Origin of the sequence: Streptomyces sp. NPDC048248 (genome assembly GCF_043201875.1) — a bacterium.
GTDB lineage: Bacteria > Actinomycetota > Actinomycetes > Streptomycetales > Streptomycetaceae > Streptomyces.
This window is the reverse complement of sequence record NZ_JBICZL010000017.1, coordinates 1-17,720: the sequence shown is the minus strand read 5'-3', so window position 1 is coordinate 17,720 and position 17,720 is coordinate 1. Positions and strand designations below refer to the sequence as shown.

Sequence of the window (17,720 nt, the reverse complement as noted above, 5' to 3'; positions counted from 1 at the left end):
GCAGTCCGGGAGGGTCAGTCGTCGCGCACGTCACATTCACCGCTGGGTTTCAGGGCATGACTTGGCGGGAAACACACGGAGTTTGCCCGCGTGAGGGTAGAACTCATCGCCGAGGCACCCCTTGATCAGTGCTCCCACCACCGACCCTACGGCACAGGCCGTCAACTTCGAGCTGACTCCTTGCCCGGAAGGGTGACGCGAATGCGGCATCCACGTGGGGATTCGGCCACGCCGATGCGTCCGCCGTGCAGATCCACCGCCCACCGGGCGATGGCCAGGCCGAGCCCCGTACCGCCGTCGGTCTTGGGACCGGACGGGCCCGGCCCGCCGCGGTTGAACCGCTCGAAGACCCGGTAGCGCTCCGACTCGGGGATCCCGGGCCCCTCGTCCTGCACCTCGAGCACCAGGCTCTCCGGCCCTTCGCCGCGCCTGGCGTGGACGGTGACCCGGCCGTGCCGGGGGCTGTGCTTGATGGCGTTGTCGATGAGGTTGGCGACGACCTGGTGCAGCCGTTCGGCGTCGGCGTGCGCGGTCAGCTCGGGCGGCGAGACGTCGAGATGCAGATGGACGTCCGTACGGGTGTGGGTGCCGGAGCCGGCCATGCCGGCCAGCCCGGAGAGCGTGGTGGCGCCGCGGCTCATGTTGGCCTCCTTGAGCACCCCCGACAGATACGGCCACACCTCGAAGCGCCTGGCGTGCAACGGGACCACGCCGTTGTCCAGCCGGGAGAGGTCCAGGAGGTGCTCGACGAGCCGGCCGAGCCGCTCGGTCTGCTTCAGCGCCGTCCGCATCGTCTCCGGGTCGGGGTCCGAGACGCCGTCCACGACGTTCTCCAGCACCGCGCGCAGCGCCGCGATGGGCGTACGCAGCTCGTGCGAGACGTTGGCGACCAGCTCCTTGCGGTGGGTGTCCACCGCTTCCAGGTCCGCCGCCATCCGGTTGAAGGCGGTGGCGAGGTCGCCGAACTCGTCGCGGCGCTCGGAGCGCACCCGGCGGGTGTAGTCGCCTCCGGCCATCGACCGGGTCACGTCGGTCATCTCGCCGAGCGGAGCGGTCAGGCTGTTCGCGACGAACTGGGTGATCAGCAGCGACGCGATGATCGAGAAGATGGTGATCACCCGTAGCTCGGTCGCCGAGTGGGTGGCGACGAACACGAGCAGTGTGGTGATGATCACCGAAACGCTGACCAGTGCGCCCAGTGCGGCCTTGACCGAGCGGTAGGGGTCGAGCGGCCGCAGGCCCTCCCAGATCCGCTCCCACAGGCCGTGAGCGGGCGCGCGCCACCCCCGCCTCATGCGGGCGGGGTCTCCAGGGCGTAGCCGACGCCGTGGACCGTGCGGATCCGCTCGGCGCCGATCTTGCGGCGCAGGGCCTTGATGTGGCTGTCGACCGTGCGCGTCCCGGAGGCGTCGGCCCAGTCCCAGACCTCGGCCAGCAGCTGCTCGCGGGAGAGCACCGCCCGTGGCGTGTTCGCCAGGCAGACCAGCAGGTCGAACTCGGTGGGGGTGAGGTGGACGTCGTCCGCGCGCACCCGCACCCGGCGCTGCGCGTGGTCGATCTCCAGCTCGCCCAGCCGCAGGATGCCGCTGCGCGGGGTGTGCGCGGCCAGGGTGGCGCGCTCGACCCGGCGCAGCAGGACGTGCACCCGGGCGGCCAGCTCACGCATCGAGAACGGTTTGGTCATGTAGTCGTCGGCGCCGACCCCGAGGCCGACCAGCATGTCGGTCTCGTCGTCCCGGGCAGTGAGCATCATCACCGGCACCGGGCGCTGGGCCTGCACGCGGCGGCAGACCTCCAGGCCGTCGAAGCCCGGCAGCATCACGTCGAGGACCAGCAGATCGGGCTGCCACGCCTCGGCGGTGTCGACGGCGGCAGGGCCGTCGGTGGCCGTCTGCACCTGGAATCCCTCGGCGCGCAGCCGGGCCGCGATGGCGTCGACGATCGTCGGGTCGTCCTCCACGACCAGCACCCGGCGCTGGGCGCCCGGCGTGGCCGCGGCGGTGCCGCCCTGGGTTGTCTGAATCTGGTCCATCGCCCGCCCCTGCATGTCCCCTGCGTGGTCGCGTATTGCTGGGCAGCAGCGTAAGGGCATGGTGTGACTGTCGGCTACGCGCCCTTGCGGGCGAGGTGCACCACGTCAGGGACGCCTCGGACAACGGGGATCTCTTCCGTCCGTACGTCATCGAATCCGGCATTTCGCAGGGCCAGTTCGAACGCCGGGGAGGGCTGTGCGGACCAGACGGCGAGGACGCCGCCGGGGGCCAGCCGGTCGCGGCAGGCGGCGAGGCCGGTGGGGGAGTAGAGGCTGTTGTTGTCGTCCGTGACGGTCCAGTCCGGCCCGTTGTCGATGTCAAGGCACAGCGCGTCAAAGGTGTCACGGCCCGCTTCCGTGCGGATATATCCGACCAGATCGGTGTGCAGGATCTCGGTTCGCGGGTCGGTCAGCGCGTCCGCCGAGACGGCCGACAGCGGGCCTTCGCGATGCCAGTCGATGACGGCCTGCTCACGCTCCGCGACCGCGATCCGGCCCCAGCGCGGCTCGGACGACGCGCGCGCCAGTGAGAAGCCGACGCCGAGGCCGCCGATCAGGACGGAGGGCCGCTGCCGTGCCGCGGGGAGCTCGGCCAGCGCGGCGTCGATCAGCAGTCGCTCGGAGCGTCCGTCCGAGGTGTCCATCAGGAAGCAGCCGTTGGCGATGATCTCGTAGACCGCGGGGGTCTCGGTGGCGCCGGGCCCGGCGGTGCCGCCGCGCTGCCGCAACACCACCTCTCCGTACGGGCCTTCGCGGCGGTCGAGGGTGCGCGGGGCCTCCTGGAGGCCGGCCGTCGAGGGCGGGAAAGAAACGGGAGCCATGCCGCCATTTTGGCCAACCGCCGGGCCGTCGGTCCACCGCGTCCGGCGCCCGGACCTGCGCGGAGGTGAGAGATCTCATGAAGGTTGCCTGACGTGATGGATCTCACGCTCACAGCTGGCTCATGGGTTGAGCGTGCAGGCTGGTCGCGGACGTAGCCAAGGGGGGCGGGAGCGTTGCCGAAGCCGCGCGCGGGGGCGAGGCGTGGCGGGAAGCGGGCGACGTGAACCGAGGTGGGGGCACGGCGCATGCGCCGTGGACGGACAGCCCGCGACGGACAGCCCGCGACGGACAGTCGGGGGGCGGACGGCCGGGGACGGGTGGCCGCGGGTGGGGCCGCGGGGCGAGGGACAGAAGGGGCACGGGACGGTGAGTGGGGTCGGATCCGCCGACAGCAGGGCGGTCGTGGGCATGCCTGCCGGGAGTGCGCCTGCCGGGAGCGCGCCTGGTGGCATCGCGCCTGCCGGCACCGGGAGTTGCGACCCCACGGGGCCGGGCGCACTCGCCGGGGTTCCCCGGCAACGCGGTGGACGGCGTGGCGTCGCGAAGGACATCACCGCGGGGGCGGCCCCGCTTCCGGGGGCAGTTCGGGCGGCGGCAGACGCGGGCGCCGATGCGGCCGCGACACGACGGATGGGCGGCCTGCGGCGCGCTCTGCGGCTGCTGCCGACCCCGACCGGCACTCCGTTCACTTTCGTCTACGCCGCTCTCCTCGTGGCGACCTCACTCTTCGCCGAGCACGCCGATCCGCACCTGGTGTCCGAGCTGTTGCGCGGCTCCAGCACGGACGTCGCCCATCTCGCCCGCACCCCGCTGCTGGTGCTCGTCGCCAGCGCCCTGTGGGTCGCCGGCGGCCTCACCTCGGCCCACGCCATCGGCTTCCTCTTCGTCCTGACGGCACTGGAGCGGCGGATCGGTGGACTGCGGGCCGCCGCGGTGTTCTTCGGCGGCCATGTGCTGGCCACCCTCGCCACCGAACTCCCCGTCGGGTTCTCGGTCGCCGCCGGGCAACTGCCGGAGAGCTCGCTGCACCGCCTCGACTACGGCATCAGCTTCGGCGTGATGACCTGCACCGGAGCCCTCGCGGGGCTGTTGCCCGCCTGGTGCAGGTGGCCCCTGCTGGCCGGCGTCGGCTACGTGGCCGTCAGCGACCTGCTCGTCCAGGCCGACCCGCTGACCGACTGGGGGCACCTGCTCTCCCTCGTCCTGGGTGTGGCGAGCCGGCCGCTGCTGCGTCGCTGGCGCGACCGGCACGCCTCCCCGCCGCTCCTCGGCGACCTGGGGCACCCGGCGCTACGGGGCACCCGGACCTTCCTGGCGCAGGAGTAGGCGCCGCCGAGGTGCCACCAGGTCGTGGCGTTCGAAGTGCCCTGGGGCGTGTCCGCCCTAGCCCAACCAGATCAGCATCCCGTCGCCCTCGGCCGCCGCGGCCCGGAAGAACGGCTGCAGTTCGGCGTAGTGCTCGCCGACGTGGTCCAGCGGCTCGCCGCGCTCCCAGACGACGGCCGGATAGACCTGCGACGCGGCGAGCTCGTCCGGTGCGACCCCGGCGGTCAGGCTCTGTGCGGAGGTCCGCGCCATTTCCTCGGCCGCCGTGCGCACCCGCTCCGGGGTCAGATAGCGGGGCGGTCCGTAGCCCCAGTCCTCGGCGTCCGCCATCGGCTCCTCGCCGTGCACGATGTCCACGGGGAAGGCCCGGCGGCGGAGCAGGTAACCGAGGGCGTCCCACGCCGTGCCGATGTCCAGGCAGCGGGCCTTCGCCGGCTCCGGCTCGGTGTCCGCCTCCTCGTCCATGCGCTCGCCCACCATCTCCAGCGCCCACTCGGGATCGCTGACGGCGCGCTGGAGTTCGGCCGCCGTGACACGTGCGTACTGTCCGATCATGCTCATGGTCCGGATGCTAGGCGCGGGCACTGACAACCCGCCGCGCCGGTCCGGATGGCGACCGCCACGCGCCGGGAACCGGCCACCGCCGCACCGTGGGCCCGGCCCGGTCGGCTGCCGTCGTGCGGCCCGAGCACCCGGCTGCCCCTGGGAGAATGGCGCTCTTGCGAGCGCGGCGGTACGCGGCGCTCACCGGTAGCAGGAGTGCACGCCCGTGTCCCAGGACCCCACCCAGCCGAACCCTGACGCCACTCGCCTCGGCCTCGTATCCGACTGCGGAAGTTGCTTCGGCCTGTGCTGCGTCGCCCTGCCGTTCGCCGCTTCCGCGGACTTCGCCGTCGACAAGGACGCCGGGCGGCCCTGCGGCAACCTGCAGAGCGACTTCCGCTGCGGAATCCATGCCGAGCTGCGCGAGCGCGGCTTCACCGGCTGCACCGTCTTCGACTGCTTCGGCGCCGGACAGAAGGTCTCGCAGATCACCTTCGGCGGCGAGGACTGGCGGCAGGCCCCGCGCACCGCCCGCCGCATGTTCGACGCCTTCCCCGTCATGCGGCAGCTCCACGAGCTCCTCCAGTACCTCGCCGAGGCCCTCGCCCGGCCGGCTGCCCGATCGATCCGGGGCGAGTTGCGGCGCGCGCTCGACGAGACCGAAGCCCTCACGTACGGCACTCCGGAGGAATTGGCCGGCCTGGATGTCGCGGCCCACCGGGGCGAGGTCAACGCCCTGCTGCTGCGCACCAGCGAGCTCGTGCGGGCCGAGGTGCCGGGCCGCAAGAAGGAGCGGCGGGGCGCGGATCTCATGGGCGCCCGGCTGCGGCGCGCCGACCTGCGGGGCGCCAACCTCCGCGGGGCCTACCTCATCGCCGCCGACCTCACGGGCGCCGACCTGCGGCTGGCCGACCTGATCGGTGCCGATCTGCGGGACGCCGACCTGAGCGGCGCCGACCTCACCGGCAGCCTCTTCCTCACCCGGGCCCAGCTCACCGCGGCCAAGGGGGACGACAGGACCACGCTGCCGCCGGAGCTCGGCCGCCCGGCTCACTGGTAGTCACCGGCCGCACCGGGCACGGCACATCTGCCGCCGCCCGCCGGTGACCAACGCCGACGATCCGAATTCGCCCGTCTTCGTACGGCATCACCTGCCCACAGCCGCGGACCGGAGTCACCTCCGCCGATCCGCCGCCGAGGGCTGCCTTCCCTGATCGCTCACAGCGAACGCTCCCCGGGGAACATCTCCCCGTACAGCGGCATTGAGTGAGTACAGCTCAACTTGCCTGCCGAAGGGGAGATCATGGCTTCGACGTCCACATCGCTCACCCTGCCCGTGCTGCCCCTCGATGACGAGGTCGTTCTGCCCGGCATGGTGGTGCCTCTCGACCTGTCCGACACCGACGTCCGGGCAGCCGTGGAGGCCGCACAGGCCGCCGCCCCGTCGGGTAACAAGCCGCAGGTGCTGCTTGTGCCCCGGCTCGACGGCAGCTACGCCGGGATCGGCACGCTCGGGCGGATCGAGCAGGTCGGACGGCTCTCCGACGGCGACCCCGGGGCCCTGATCAGGGGCCTCGGCCGGGTGCGCATCGGGTCGGGCACGACCGGCCCGGGGGCCGCCCTGTGGGTGGAGGGCACCACCGTCGAGGAGACGGTGCCCGACCCGCTGCCCGGCGCGGTGACGGAACTCGTCACCGAATACAAGGCGCTGGCCACCAGCTGGCTGCGCAAGCGTGGCGCCTGGCAGGTCGTCGACCGCGTCCAGCAGATCGAGGACGTGCCGACGCTCGCGGACAACTCCGGCTACTCGCCCTTCCTGACCACCGAGCAGAAGGTCCGGCTGCTGGAGACCGCCGACCCGGTGGCCCGTCTGAAGTTCGCCACCGATGCCCTGCGCGAGCACCTCGCCGAGCAGGACGTCGCCGAGTCGATCGCCAAGGACGTCCAGGAGGGCGTCGACAAGCAGCAGCGGGAATTCCTGCTGCGCCGTCAGCTGGAGGCGGTCCGCAAGGAACTCGCCGGGCTCAACGGCGACCCCGAGGACGAGGGCGACGACTACCGCGCCCGCGTCGAGGCCGCCGAACTGCCCGAGGAGGTCCGTAAGGCCGCCCTCAAGGAGGTCGACAAGCTGGAGCGGTCCAGCGACCAGAGCCCCGAGGGCTCCTGGATCCGCACCTGGCTGGACACCGTCCTGGAACTGCCGTGGAACGAGCGGACCGAGGACGCGTACGACATCGCGGGCGCCAAGGAGATCCTGGACGCCGACCACGCGGGCCTGGAGGACGTCAAGGAGCGGATCACCGAGTACCTCGCGGTCCGCAAGCGCCGGGCCGAACGCGGCCTGGGGCTCGTCGGCGGCCGGCGCGGCGGCGCGGTGCTGGCGCTGGTGGGCCCGCCCGGCGTCGGGAAGACCTCGCTCGGCGAGTCCGTCGCACGGGCCATGGGGCGCGAGTTCGTCCGGGTCGCGCTCGGCGGCGTCCGGGACGAGGCGGAGATCCGCGGCCACCGGCGCACCTACGTCGGCGCGCTGCCCGGCCGGATCGTGCGGGCCATCAAGGAGGCCGGGTCGATGAACCCGGTGGTGCTGCTCGACGAGATCGACAAGGTGGGCTCGGACTTCCGGGGCGACCCGGCCGCCGCCCTCCTGGAGGTCCTGGACCCGGCACAGAACCACACCTTCCGCGATCACTACCTGGAGGTCGAACTGGACCTCAGCGACGTGGTCTTCCTGGCCACGGCCAACGTCCTCGAAGCCATCCCCGAGCCGCTGCTCGACCGGATGGAACTGGTCAGGCTCGACGGGTACACCGAGGACGAGAAGGTCGTCATCGCGCGGGAGCACCTGCTGCCCCGTCAGCTGGAGCGGGCCGGTCTGGAACCCGGCGAGGTCGTCCTGGAGGACGACGCGCTGCGCAAGCTCGCGGGCGAGTACACCCGTGAGGCGGGCGTACGGAATCTGGAGCGGTCGGTGGCCCGGCTGCTGCGCAAGGTCGCGGCCCAGCACGAACTGGGTGAGCGGAAGCTGCCCTTCACGGTCGGCGCGCAGGAGCTGCGTCCGCTGATCGGGCGCCCGCACCACACCCCCGAGTCCGCGCAGGACCCGGCCGAGCGGCGGACCGCGGTGCCCGGTGTCGTCACCGGACTCGCGGTGACCGGCGCCGGCGGCGACGTGCTGTACGTCGAGGCCTCGCTGGCCGACCCGGAGACCGGCGCGTCCGGGCTGCAGCTGACCGGTCAGCTGGGCGACGTGATGAAGGAGTCGGCGCACATCGCGCTGTCGTTCCTGCGCTCGCACGGAGCGGAACTGGAGCTTCCGGTGGCTGATCTGAAGGAGCGCGGAGTGCACCTGCACGTCCCGGCAGGCGCCGTCCCCAAGGACGGCCCGAGTGCGGGGGTGACGATGACGACCGCGCTGGCCTCGCTGCTGTCGGGCCGACAGGTCCGGCCGGACGTCGCGATGACGGGTGAGATCTCGCTGACCGGGCGGGTCCTGCCGATCGGCGGCGTCAAGCAGAAGCTGCTCGCCGCGCACCGCGCCGGGATCACCACCGTGATCATCCCCAAGCGCAACGAGCCGGACCTGGACGAGGTGCCCGCCGAGATCCTGGACGCGCTCCAGGTCCACCCGGTGGCCGACGTCCGCCAGGTGCTCGAACTGGCGCTGACACCGGCCTCGGCCGGTGCCGCACCGGAGGTCCCGGTCGCGGCGTGACGGGCGTGACCGGGCGAGGGCCCCTTCCGCACCAGGTGTGCGGAAGGGGCCCTGTCGTGTGCCCGGCGGCGCGGGCGGTGGAGCGAGGGGCGCGGCTCAGCCGTTGGCGAGTGCCTGGAGCCGGTCCATCGCGCCGTTGAAGCGGTTGTGGTCGCCGACCGTCGGCCCGGTCGAGGTGTACTGCCAGATGGTGTGGAAGCCCCAGCCGCCCGGGAGTTCACCCACCGAGGAGCCGTAGCGCGGGACCCACAGGGGGTTGATGCTGCCGAATCCCGCGTAGTTGCCGGTGCACTGCTTCCACCAGCTGGTGGAGGTGTAGATGACGGCGTCCCGTCCGGTACGCGCCTTGTAGGTGGCGAACCAGTCCTTCATCCAGTTGACCAGCCCGGTCGCGCTCAGGCCGTAGCAGGTCGCCCCGTAGGGGTTGTACTCCATGTCGAGCGCGCCGGGCAGGGTCTTGCCGTCCCGGGACCAGCCGCCGCCGTGGTCGACGAAGTAGTTGGCCTGGGCCGCGCCGCTGGAGGTGTTCGGAGTGGCGAAGTGGTAGGCCCCGCGGATCATGCCGATGTTGTAGGAGCCGTTGTACTGCTGCGCGAAGGAGGGGTTGGTGTAGCTGGTGGACTCCGTCGCCTTGACGTAGGCGAAGCGGACGCCGCTGTTCCAGAGCGTCGACCAGGCGACGTTGCCCTGGTGGCCGCTGACGTCCACGCCTTCGACGGACGCGGCGACGGCGGACGGCGGCGGTGTGCCGTCCGGGGCGGTCGATGACCCGCCCTCGTGCGCGGCGATCTGCGAACCGGCCCAGTCCTGGCCCGGGTGGGTGGGTTCCGGTGCGTACGTCGTGGCCGCGGCGCCTGCGGTGCCGGGGAGGCCGAGGAGGAGGGAGAGGATCGCCAGAAGGATCCCGGCCGCGGTCGCCAGGGAGCGCGAGCGGCGGTGGGGGGAGCCGGATCTGAGCACGGGCATACGTGCCTCCGAAGATCTCGGTGAGGGACCTGAGGGGGGCGAGCGAGCGGCACGGCGCAGGCGTGCGAGCACGGAATCTACGGGTGGGGGTGTGCGGTGGAACCATTGACGCTTGGTGTGGCCATGCCAGAAATGACGATACGCGCGTAGATCGGCGGGACAAAAGAGGGCTACGGGGCTGCCGTTGGTCTAATCCTGCGAAATACTGGCCGAGCTGCGGTAACGGCCGCGGCTGAAAGAAACTTTCACGGCCGGGAAACCCGGAAGAACCGGAAAACGCAGAAATCGCAGGAGAAGTGGGAAAGGGCGCTGACGTGCACAACACCGGAGCCGACGGTATGACGGCGGACGGCGCGCCGAATGGTGTGGACCACGAATTCCTCGCCCTGGAACGCGAGTTGGCGGTATTTCTCCGCCGCGCCCGGGCCTCGTCCGGCGAACTGGCGCGCGAGGTCCACCCCGATCTGGAGCCCGCCGCCTACGGTCTGCTCGTCCGGCTCGCCGACGCCGGCGCGCAGCGCGCCACCGACCTGGCCGGGTTCTTCGGCGTCGGCAAGGCCACGATGAGCCGCCAGCTGCACGCCCTGGAGGGACTCGGGCTCGTCGCCCGGGAGCCGGACCCCGCCGACGGCCGGGCGGTCCTGGTGCGGATCACCGACGAGGGGCGGGAACGCTTCACCCGCGTCCGCACGGCCCGCCGCGCCCAGTACGCACGCCGCCTCGCCGCGTGGGACCGCACGGAGGTCGCCGAGCTGGCCCGCCTGCTCCACCAGCTCAATGCCGGGCAGGAGGGGCAGGAGGGACAGGAGGGGCAGGAGGGGGACGACGCCCCCTGAGGGCGCGGGTTCCGCGCCCAGGCGCCTCGCCCCGCGAACCGGGTCACCGCCCGGCGTCGTCTCGCCGGTCACGGCACGACATGGATCACCGCCGCGTCGTCCCGGGCCTTGCCGCGCGGGTGGGCGGTGCCCTCCGGGTCCGCCGCCTCCGCCGCCCGCACCCTGTCGATGAGGGCCTGCGGGCCCTGTTGTGTCACCAGTTGCACGCAGTCGGCCCACGAGCCCTGGTGGAAGACCTCGACCCAGCGGCTCGCGCCGTCGCTCAGCGCGGTCAGGGAACGGACCTCGGCGCGCGGGGTGGTGCCGGTGACCGCGCGGGCGGCCACGGACGGATCGGCGGCAGCGGTGAAGAAGCCCCCCTCGGCGTTGCGCAGCGCCTCGACGGCACGGCCGTACTCCCGGCCCGCTGCAGCCCGTTCGGCGGAGCCGCGGGGCAGCGCCCGCACGGCGTCGCGCTGCGCTCGGGCCCGCGGCGGCAGTTCGTCCAGCCGGCTGTCCAGTACGGGTTGCACCGATCCGTCCGTCCGCTCCAACAAGAGGGCGGAATCGGACAGTACGAGGTGTTCGACGGTGTCCTCCGACCAGCGCACGGCGACCACGGTTGCCTGCGGCGTACGGACGTGAGAAAGGTCACAGCTGTCCCGGTGAATTGCCGCCGTACGGGAGATGGCCGCGGACAGTGCCTCAGGGAGCGTCATATCCGGGTGCGAACCCGACAGTTCGAGCATTGCACCCCCGAGGCGCGCGGTGAACCACGAGACCGGGTGCACGCAGCCGTAGTCCCCCTCCGGTGGCGTCACGCCGTCCAGAAGGACCAGGGCTCCGCCCTGACCGGAGGCCGGGAGGGCGACGGACGCGTAGTCCTCGTTTGGGTGTTGGGGGTCGCCCGGGGCAGTGGCGAGTGCGCTGTGCATGCCGGCAAGTCTGCCGGAGACGGCCGTTTCGCTCCGGCGATCGGGCCGGTCCGGGGGTGTTGGGGTACGGCCAGGTCAGCGGCGTACGGAAAGTCCGGACCAGGGGGTCCGGGCGCTGCGGGCGCGCATCTTGCCAGGACCGGGACGGTTCTCCAAACCCGTTCGGGGGCGGGTCGGGGTAGCGGTCCAAGTCATCGGTGCACGGAAGTTGATGGCCAAACTCTGATTGATGTTCACTCCTTCAGGTGGCCGGGCATGTGTTGCCGAGCCACTGCGCGGCGCCGGTGGAATGGTCGCTCCCGGATCACGGGGTGGGGCCAGGACGTCCGTCGCGACGCGCAGAGCCGGGCTGTTCCCCTTCGCGGAAGTGTGCGCTGCTGCGGTCTTCGCGCAGGTCCGCCCCGCGAGCGGAGCGAGCCGGGTCCGCGACGCCACACGGCGTGGGCAGGCGAGACAGGATTGCGAGCAGCGGTGCGGAACAAGCGGCTTCGGGGCGGCGCAGGGAAGCCGGGATCACCGGCCGGTTCGGTCTCCCGACCGACCAAGGGTCCGGGCACCACGGGTGACGGGGACCGTACGGAACGGCGTCCCGCGCGGGTGCGCAACCGACTCGTCGGGGCGGTGGCCGTCGTGGCCGTCGCCGTCCTGGGAGCCGGCGCGCCCGCCATCGCCACCGCCGCGGACGACGCGCAGCAAAGTCAGCAGCTCGTCGACCTCGCAGAGTTGGACGCGCACGCCCTCGCGCTCGCACACTCCCTGGCCGACGAGCGCGACACCATGACCGCTTTCGTCGCCGCCGGGCGCGGTGCCCGCGGCGGTGCGGAAGCAGCACGGCCGCAGCGCGCCCGCGTCGACCGGCAGATCCGCGAACTGCGGAGCGAGGCCCACGGCGCCGCCGGGGAGACCGCGGTGTACCGGACCGCGGACAAGCTCCTCACCGCCCTTCCGGAGACCCGCAGTCAGGCGTTGAGCGGGACGGGCACCGCCGAGCAGACCTTCGAGGCGTACACCCTCGCCGTCCAGGCGCTCGGCGCCATCAGCGACGACATCGCCCGGGGACTGCCGGCCCGCGCCGACGCCGCGGACGCCGACACCCGCGCGCTGCCCGCCCTCGGCCGCGCCGTCGACCAGGCCGCTGGCACCCGCGCGCTACTGCTTTCCGCACTCAACGCCGGTGGCTCGCAGCCCCGTCTGACCGCCGCGGCACAGCTCGCGCACCTGCGTGAACAGGGTGCGCTGGAGGACTTCGCCCAGTCGGCGAGCGAGGGCGCCCGGGACCGCTACGACCGCACCGTGAACGGCACGGACGTCGCCACCGCCGAGCGCTATCTGACCCGCCTGACCGACCAGCCCCGGCTGAGCGGCACCGATCTGCGCCTCGACCGGGAGCGGGTGCGCGCCACCCTCACCTCCCGGGTGGGGCTGATGCGCGGCGTCGAGTCCGCCATGGCCACCGCCGAGATCCAGAGGCTGGGCGCGCTGCGCGACGACGATGTGACGGCGCTGGAGATCCGCATCGGGCTGGTGGGCCTCTGCCTGCTGCTTGCCGTCGGCGCTGGCATCTCCGGAGCCCGCTCCATGACCCGGCCGCTGGCCGCCCTGCGGCTCGGTGCCCAGCGTGTGGCCGCCGATCCCGGCGCCGAGGAGCCCATCACCTTCACGGGCCGCGACGACGAGTTCGCCGCCGCGGTCCGCTCCGTCAACTCGCTGCACGCCCAGGTCGGCGAACTCGCTCGCCGGACGGCCGAGCTGGAGGGCGAGCGCAAGCGGCTGGTCAGCGGCCGCCAGCGGATGGTCGCCGAGCGCGAGGTGCTCCAGGACCAGGCGGCCGGGTTCCAGCAGGAGGTCGCCGAACTCACCGAGCGGCTCGCCGCACTGCGCGCCGGTGTGCACGGCCGGTTCGTCAACCTCTCGCTGCGCACCCTGGGCCTGGTGGAGCGCCAGCTCGGCGTCATCGAGGCGCTGGAGGAGAGCGAGCAGGACCCGGAGCGGCTGGAAACCCTGTTCAAGCTGGACCACTTCGCCGCGCGGATGCGCCGCAACAGCGAGAACCTCCTGGTGCTTGCCGGCGCCGAACACGGCACCGGTCACACCGGCCCGGTGCCGCTGCTTGACGTGCTGCGCGCCTCGGTCAGCGAGATCGAGCGGTACGAGCGGGTGCGCATCCAGTCGCTGCCGCCGCACTCCCAGGTCGCCGGGTTCGCTGCGGACGACCTCAGCCACCTCGTCGCCGAACTCCTGGAGAACGCCACCGCGTTCTCGCCGCCGGACGCGCATGTCGAGCTGTCCGGCTGGCTGCTGGAGAGCGGCGAGATCATGCTCTCCGTCCAGGACGAGGGCATAGGGATGACCGGGGACCGGCTGGCCGAGCTCAACGACCGGCTCTCGGACGCCGAGGCCGCCTCGTCCTCCGAGACCATCGACGAGGCGCTGGGCCTGGGGCTGTACGTCGTGGTGCGGCTGGCCGCCCGGCACGGCGTCCGCGTCCAGCTGCGCGACAGCAGGCAGGGCGGCGTGACCGCCGTCGTGGTGCTCCCCGGCTCGATACTGCCCACCCGCCCCGACCCCTCCGGTCTGCCGTCGGTGGCCACCCACGACGCGCCGCACACGCCGAGCCTGCCCGGCTCGGTCGCCGAGGCGAATTCCAACGCCCTCCAGAAGCGGGCCCCGCGAAGCGTGCCCACGGCCCAGCCCGCTCCGGCGTCCGCCGAGGAAACGGCCGCGCCGACCGCAAAGGCCACCGAGCCCGTCGCGGAGACCGACCGAGCAGAGGGTTCCGACCCCTTCGTCGCCGCCGCGGAGCGCGCGATCGACGCGGCCGGCAGGGGCGGACCGGCAGAACCGGCGTCCCCCGCACAGCCGTCCGGCCCCACCACGGGCACCGGGCCCGACCAGAGCCCGTACGGCCCGCAGTCCTCCGGCCCGTACGCCACGGCCGGCGGCGAGCACGCACGGCCCGACGACGCCGCGGACCCGGCCGCGGACGCGGTCACCCCGGCGGCGCCCGGCTCCGGTCGGCACGCCGCACCGGTCGCATCCGCCGACCCGTACGCCATCGGCGCGGACGAGCACACCCGTCCCGCCGCCGACGTCGTGCCCACGGACGCCGCAGGGGCCGCCGCGACGGACCCGCCGCAGGACCACACACAGGACGACGCGCCGGACGACGCACCCTCCGGGGCGCGCCGGACGACCGTCACCGGGCTGCCCAAGCGCACGCCCAAGATCGTGTCGCAGCAGTCGCCCGCCGGACCGCGCAAGAGCGGCGGGGTCAACGCCGAAGCACTCCGGCGCCGGCTCGGCGGCTTCCAGCAGGGCGCGCGCGAGGGCCGGCGTGAGGTCGAGGCCGAGATCTCGGACGCCACGCCGGAGCGGACCATCCCACAGACGGACACCGACGGAGCGGGGGCCCCGGGAGAGAGCGACATTGTCGAGGAGGCACGCGATTGAACGCGCAAGCGCCCAGTGCGCAGGGACGCGGATTGAGCAGCCAGGCGAGAAACCTGCACTGGCTCCTGACCAACCTGGTCGACGAGGTGCCGGGCATCCGCTCGGTGGCGGTGGTCTCCTCCGACGGGCTGATGCTGCTCTCCTCCGACCCCGTCCGGGCGGACGAGACGGCGCAGCCCGGTGAGAGCAACGGGCCCAAGGGGTCCAGTGCCGACCTCGCCACCATCGTCTCCGGGCTCGGCAGTCTGACGCTCGGTGCCGCCAAGCTGATGGACGGCGGCGGCGTCAAGCAGACGATGGTCACGATGGACGAGGGCAGCCTCTTCGTCATGTCGATCAGTGACGGCTCACTGCTCGGTGTGCACGCCACCCCGGACTGCGACATGAGCATCGTCGCCTACCACATGGCGCTGTTCGTCGGGCGGGCCGGCCATGTCCTCACCCCCGAACTCCGCACCGAACTGCGCAAGTCGATGGAGAACGTCCAGTGAGTAGTCCCAAACTCCCCGTACGCGGCGGGGACAGGAAACCCGCGCGCGTACGGCCGTATTCGCTCACCGGCGGCCGGACGCGATTCGGGCACGTGTTGCTCGTCGAGACGTTCGTGGCCGCGCTCGAGGCCCCCGAGGAGCGTCGCGAGCTGACGTCGGGCGGCTGGGGCGACCGGGTCATGCCGGAGATGCGCGCGATCGTCGAACTGTGCCGCCGCATGCGCTCCGTCGCGGAGATCTCCGCGCTGCTCAAGATGCCGCTGGGCGTGGTCCGCGTCCTCCTCAGCGACCTCGCCGACCAGGGAAAGATACGCGTCTACGGCACCGGACACGGCACCGGCCGACCGGACCGCGCGCTGCTCGAAAGGGTGCTGAGTGGACTTCACAGGCTCTGACACGATAGCGGCCGGGCCGACCGCGTCCGCCGGTCGTGCGGGCGAGGCCGACGCGGTGGCCGTGGCCGCCGACGAGGGTCTGCAGAGCTGGCAGACGGACGCGTCGCGGGCCCCGGTCGCCACCAAGATCGTGGTGGCGGGCGGTTTCGGCGTCGGCAAGACCACCTTCGTCGGCTCGGTCTCGGAGATCACCCCGCTCCAGACCGAAGCGGTGATGACGCAGGCCAGTGCCGATACGGACGATCTGACGTCCACCCCGGAGAAGACCACGACCACGGTCGCGATGGACTTCGGGCGGATCACCCTCGACCAGGACCTGGTGCTCTACCTGTTCGGCACGCCCGGCCAGCAGCGCTTCTGGTTCATGTGGGACGACCTGGTGCGCGGCGCGATCGGCGCGATCGTGATGGCGGACACCCGGCGGCTGGAGGACTGCTTCCCCGCGCTGGACTACTTCGAGAGCTGCGGGCTGCCGTACGTCGTCGCGGTCAACCACTTCGAGGGGACCGCCGCGTACGCCGTGGAGGACGTCCGCGACGCGCTGACCGTGCCCCCGCACGTACCTGTCGTGATCATGGACGCCCGTCAGCGGGTCACCGTGATCCAGTCGTTGCTGGCGCTCGTCGGCCACGCCTTGCAGACCGCACCGGAATAGCCGGACCGGGCCACCCGTCCGGACAGGCCACCGCCTGCCCGGACCGGCCGGGCTCCGCCGCCCCGTGGGCCACCCCCGCCCTCACCCCCCGAACAGCAGCAGTAACGGAAAAGAGCGCCGCCATGCGGAAGATACTCATCGTCGGAGCCGGCCAGTCCGGTCTCCAACTCGCCCTCGGCCTCCAGTCCCAGGGCTACGAGGTCACCCTCATGTCCAACCGCACCGCCGACGAGATCCGCTCCGGCCGGGTCATGTCGACGCAGTGCATGTTCGACACCGCCCTCCAGCACGAGCGCGACCTCCAGATCAACTTCTGGGAGAGCCAGGCCCCACGCATCGAGGGCCTTGGCGTCTCGGTCGCCGCGCCCGGCAGCCACGCCGAGCCCGGAGGCTCCCAGCGCGCCATCGACTGGGTCGGCAAGCTCGACGGCTACGCCCAGTCCGTCGACCAGCGCGTGAAGATGGCCGGCTGGATGGAGACCTTCGCGCAGCGCGGCGGCCAGCTCGTCATCCACGGCGCAGCAGTCTCCGACCTGGACTTCTTCGCCAGCCGCTACGACCTGACGCTGGTCTCGGCCGGCAAGGGCGAGCTGGTGTCGATGTTCGGCCGGGACGCCGCCCGTTCCCCCTACGACGCCCCGCAGCGCGCCCTCGCCGTCGCCTACGTCCACGGCATGGGCCCGCGCCCGGAGCACCCCGATTTCGACGCGGTGCGCTGCAACCTCGTCCCCGGGGTGGGCGAACTCTTCGTCATGCCGACGCTGACCACCTCGGGCCGCGCCGACATCCTCTTCTGGGAGGGCATCCCCGGCGGCCCGCTGGACGCCTTCGAGGGCGTCAAGGACCCCGGCGAGCACCTCGCCAAGACGCTGGAGCTGATGGAACAGTTCGTGCCGTGGGAGTACGCACGCTCCACCAAGGTCGAGCTGACCGACGCCAACGGCACCCTGGCCGGCCGCTACGCCCCGACCGTGCGCAACCCCATCGGCCGGCTGCCCTCCGGCGGCCTGGTCCTCGGTGTCGCCGACGTCGTCGTGGCCAACGACCCGATCACCGGACAGGGCTCCAACTCGGCCTCCAAGTGCGCCGCGGCCTACCTCTCCGCCATCGTCGAGCGCGGCGACCAGCCGTTCGACGAGGCGTGGATGCAGGGTGCCTTCGACCGGTACTGGAACACCGCCCAGCACGTCACGAAGTGGACCAACGCGATGCTGGGGCCGCCGCCGGAGCACGTGCTCAACGTCATCGGCGCGGCCGGTCAGCTGCAGCCGGCCGCCGACCGCTTCGCGAACGGCTTCAACGACCCGTCCGACTTCGAGAACTTCTTCTACGACCCGGACAAGGCGAACGCCTACCTCGCGTCGCTCACCAGCTGAGCGACGTCCCACCTCGCGGCGGGGGGGGGGGGGGGGGGGGGGGGGGGGGGGGGGGCGCGCGGGGGGGGGGGGGGGGGGGGGGGGGGGGGGGGGGGCGGGGGGGGGGTGGGGGGGGGGGGGGGCGGGGGGGGGGGGGGGGCGGGGCGGGCGGCGGGAGAGGGGCTGCTGGCGATGCGGGCGGTGGGGGTGTGGTGGGCCGGGG

The 17,720-nt window shown here is 72.6% G+C and carries 15 protein-coding genes; 9 read left to right on the top strand and 6 right to left on the bottom strand.

The features are described 5' to 3' along the window. Positions 1-161: 161 nt before the first annotated feature. The 3 genes from ACGFZW_RS30995 to ACGFZW_RS30985 all read right to left on the bottom strand — a co-directional run bounded on the left by ACGFZW_RS30995 (position 162) and on the right by ACGFZW_RS30985 (position 2,853). A complete protein-coding gene (locus ACGFZW_RS30995; RefSeq protein ID WP_393896590.1) occupies positions 162-1,295 on the bottom strand; it encodes an ATP-binding protein in 1,134 nt (377 codons plus the stop codon). Then, positions 1,292-2,032, bottom strand: a complete 741-nt coding sequence (locus ACGFZW_RS30990) for a response regulator transcription factor (protein ID WP_393896589.1) — start codon at positions 2,030-2,032, stop codon at positions 1,292-1,294. Before ACGFZW_RS30990 ends, ACGFZW_RS30995 begins: the two co-directional genes overlap by 4 nt. A gap of 74 nt (positions 2,033-2,106) precedes the next feature. Further along, entirely contained in the window at positions 2,107-2,853 is a 747-nt protein-coding gene (locus ACGFZW_RS30985; RefSeq protein ID WP_393896588.1) for a spermidine synthase, read from the bottom strand. A gap of 631 nt (positions 2,854-3,484) precedes the next feature. Here ACGFZW_RS30985 and ACGFZW_RS30980 point away from each other — a divergent pair. After that, positions 3,485-4,180: a rhomboid-like protein gene (locus ACGFZW_RS30980; protein WP_393896587.1), complete on the top strand. Its 696-nt coding sequence runs from the start codon at positions 3,485-3,487 to the stop codon at positions 4,178-4,180. A 57-nt stretch (positions 4,181-4,237) separates the two neighbouring features. Here the strand turns inward: ACGFZW_RS30980 and ACGFZW_RS30975 are convergent, their stop codons facing one another. Continuing rightward, entirely contained in the window at positions 4,238-4,741 is a 504-nt protein-coding gene (locus tag ACGFZW_RS30975; protein ID WP_393896586.1) for a YfbM family protein, read from the bottom strand. Between the two features lie 208 nt (positions 4,742-4,949). Between ACGFZW_RS30975 and ACGFZW_RS30970 the strand changes: the two genes are divergently transcribed. Both ACGFZW_RS30970 and lon read left to right on the top strand, forming a co-directional pair. Then, positions 4,950-5,783, top strand: a complete 834-nt coding sequence (locus ACGFZW_RS30970; RefSeq protein WP_393896585.1) for a pentapeptide repeat-containing protein — start codon at positions 4,950-4,952, stop codon at positions 5,781-5,783. Between the two features lie 243 nt (positions 5,784-6,026). Continuing rightward, the gene (gene lon, locus ACGFZW_RS30965) at positions 6,027-8,435 is read left to right on the top strand and encodes an endopeptidase La (protein WP_393896584.1); all 2,409 of its coding nucleotides are present in this window, start codon (positions 6,027-6,029) and stop codon (positions 8,433-8,435) included. Between the two features lie 96 nt (positions 8,436-8,531). Here the strand turns inward: lon and ACGFZW_RS30960 are convergent, their stop codons facing one another. Then, on the bottom strand, positions 8,532-9,401 hold the full coding sequence (locus ACGFZW_RS30960; RefSeq protein ID WP_393896583.1) for a lysozyme: 870 nt from the start codon (positions 9,399-9,401) through the stop codon (positions 8,532-8,534). A gap of 338 nt (positions 9,402-9,739) precedes the next feature. Here ACGFZW_RS30960 and ACGFZW_RS30955 point away from each other — a divergent pair, with 338 nt between their 5' ends. After that, positions 9,740-10,237, top strand: coding sequence for a MarR family winged helix-turn-helix transcriptional regulator (locus ACGFZW_RS30955; protein ID WP_393896680.1), 498 nt, complete (start codon positions 9,740-9,742; stop codon positions 10,235-10,237). 68 nt (positions 10,238-10,305) lie between these two features. Here the strand turns inward: ACGFZW_RS30955 and ACGFZW_RS30950 are convergent, their stop codons facing one another. Then, entirely contained in the window at positions 10,306-11,151 is an 846-nt protein-coding gene (locus tag ACGFZW_RS30950) for a hypothetical protein (RefSeq protein WP_393896582.1), read from the bottom strand. A 597-nt stretch (positions 11,152-11,748) separates the two neighbouring features. Here ACGFZW_RS30950 and ACGFZW_RS30945 point away from each other — a divergent pair. From ACGFZW_RS30945 to ACGFZW_RS30925, 5 genes are all read left to right on the top strand, one after another. Beyond that, on the top strand, positions 11,749-14,601 hold the full coding sequence (locus ACGFZW_RS30945) for a nitrate- and nitrite sensing domain-containing protein (RefSeq protein ID WP_393896581.1): 2,853 nt from the start codon (positions 11,749-11,751) through the stop codon (positions 14,599-14,601). Then, the gene (locus tag ACGFZW_RS30940; protein ID WP_393896580.1) at positions 14,598-15,092 is read left to right on the top strand and encodes a roadblock/LC7 domain-containing protein; all 495 of its coding nucleotides are present in this window, start codon (positions 14,598-14,600) and stop codon (positions 15,090-15,092) included. Before ACGFZW_RS30945 ends, ACGFZW_RS30940 begins: the two co-directional genes overlap by 4 nt. After that, positions 15,089-15,487 (top strand): DUF742 domain-containing protein, encoded by a 399-nt coding sequence (locus ACGFZW_RS30935; protein WP_393896579.1) that lies wholly within the window; start codon positions 15,089-15,091, stop codon positions 15,485-15,487. Before ACGFZW_RS30940 ends, ACGFZW_RS30935 begins: the two co-directional genes overlap by 4 nt. Before the next feature lie 55 nt (positions 15,488-15,542). After that, entirely contained in the window at positions 15,543-16,142 is a 600-nt protein-coding gene (locus ACGFZW_RS30930; RefSeq protein ID WP_393896679.1) for an ATP/GTP-binding protein, read from the top strand. Between the two features lie 122 nt (positions 16,143-16,264). Continuing rightward, a complete protein-coding gene (locus ACGFZW_RS30925) occupies positions 16,265-17,518 on the top strand; it encodes a styrene monooxygenase/indole monooxygenase family protein (RefSeq protein ID WP_393896578.1) in 1,254 nt (417 codons plus the stop codon). Positions 17,519-17,720: the final 202 nt, after the last annotated feature.